The 1,725-nt window shown below is 45.2% G+C and carries 2 protein-coding genes; one reads left to right on the top strand and one right to left on the bottom strand.

The features are described 5' to 3' along the window. Positions 1-910: HD domain-containing protein (locus B2U10_RS11045; protein WP_290787732.1), on the bottom strand; the 910-nt coding region annotated here is incomplete at its 3' end. A 104-nt stretch (positions 911-1,014) separates the two neighbouring features. Between B2U10_RS11045 and B2U10_RS11040 the strand changes: the two genes are divergently transcribed. Then, positions 1,015-1,725: CorA family divalent cation transporter (locus tag B2U10_RS11040; RefSeq protein WP_290787729.1), on the top strand; the 711-nt coding region annotated here is incomplete at its 3' end.

Genomic DNA, 1,725 nt, shown 5'->3' with positions numbered 1-1,725 from the left:
GACGGTAGAAAGCACGATTATCTAGTGCAAATGATCGTTCTGAGAACTGTCCCGGTTCGACATATTCAAGAAGACGATCCATCATCGTCATTCGCGCATCGAGGTTATCGATCAAGAACAAGACTTCAGCCTCACGCATTTGTGGTGCTACAGCAGATCCCCATTCCGGTCGTCCATGATGACTTAAGACGAGATGTTGCAAGACAGTCAGTACTTCTGCGTCAATTTGTAATTCTGCTCCGACTTTTTCGAGTTCCGCTACCATCATCGTAATATGACCGACGAGTTTACCAGGCAACGTATATTCCGGTGCAACCGGATCGGATAACTCCTTGATTTTCGCATAATCGTGTAGAATGATGCCACTGATTAGCACGTCACGGTTTAAGGTCGGATAGAGTTGAGCGATTTGATCCGCTAAGCGCAACATAGAAAGGACGTGGTACGACAGTCCCGAGTAAAAGGCATGATGATTCTTGACCGCTGCCGGATGCGTGAAGTAGGCGTCAAATCGTGAAGTGATCAAATGTTTGACAAGCTTTTTCATGTCACTGTTTTGAATCGATTCTACGAACGCGAGTACTTCCGTCTCAATCTGCTCTCGTGGAATAGGTGCTGATTGAACATAGTCCTCGACATTCGTCTCCTCTAGGACCGTAATTTGTTTGAGCTTCAGTTGTGTCCGTCCTCGATAGTCCATGACTTCTCCAGCAGCATGAACGATTGACTTTGGCGCATATTTTTCAAGGTCACTCGTATCCCACATCTTCGTCTCGATTTCGCCTGTCTTATCCGTCAAGATGAGCGTCAGGTATGGTTTCCCATTTGCTGCAATTCCTTTGACTGCTTGCTTGATCATCGCTCGTTGATCGAGCGTTTCTCCAACTGCTAACTTCCCGATTCCTTTCATTCTTGAAACACGTCCTTTATCTGTAAAATAGGTGTCTTTTTTATATTCCATTGACTACACTTAAGGCATATACTATTTCATTCTACTATATGGGAGTCATGAACATGGAACTGGAACCTCAATTTAATTGGTCCCGCTATCTCGATTTAGCTGACTATGAACAAATATTTCCGACGGCTGCCGTCGACCAATCCGAAATGGATTGGATCACGCAGTTGCGATCGAAAGATATGAACTTCACGCGTTCAGAAAAAGGGGTTCTCTATGGTGCTGTCGTCACATGGCAAAACCCTGTCGACAAAAGTGACCGTCGCTCGATTTGCTTTTATGTAACGAAAGAAAAACTGATCACGATCGGATTGTCGGATTCAATCGTGTCCCTAGTCGCACCCTATTCTCCCGCTCATCCATTCGCGGCTTTTTATACGATTCTCGCTTTACAGTTGAATACGTATTTCGCCGGTATCGATCAGTTTGAGACAGAACTGTTTTCAAGACAAGATGAACTACGCGGCAGCATCAATGAAGATTCGCTTGATAGCATCTTCGCGCTACGCGACACGATTGAGAACTGGTCCGATTTGATCGTTCCATTTCAAGAACTCGTCATGGCTGGCGAAGAGTCGTTTCTCGAGGAAGAAACGTATCTTGAGGACATTTCCTTGAAACTAGCTACGAAACGTGTCCGCCGTCTGTTGATGCTCATTGAACACTACCAAAAAGACATTGAAGTCCTTCTCGACTTATCAACGACCGTTTCGAACTTCCGAGGAAACGAGATTATGAAGGCATTAACGATCTTTACTGCCGTCGCG

The sequence above is a fragment of the Exiguobacterium sp. UBA7533 genome, assembly GCF_002479335.1.
Lineage (GTDB): Bacteria > Bacillota > Bacilli > Exiguobacteriales > Exiguobacteriaceae > Exiguobacterium_A.
The sequence above is the reverse complement of the archived record's forward strand: the minus strand, read 5'-3'. Positions and strand labels throughout refer to the sequence as shown.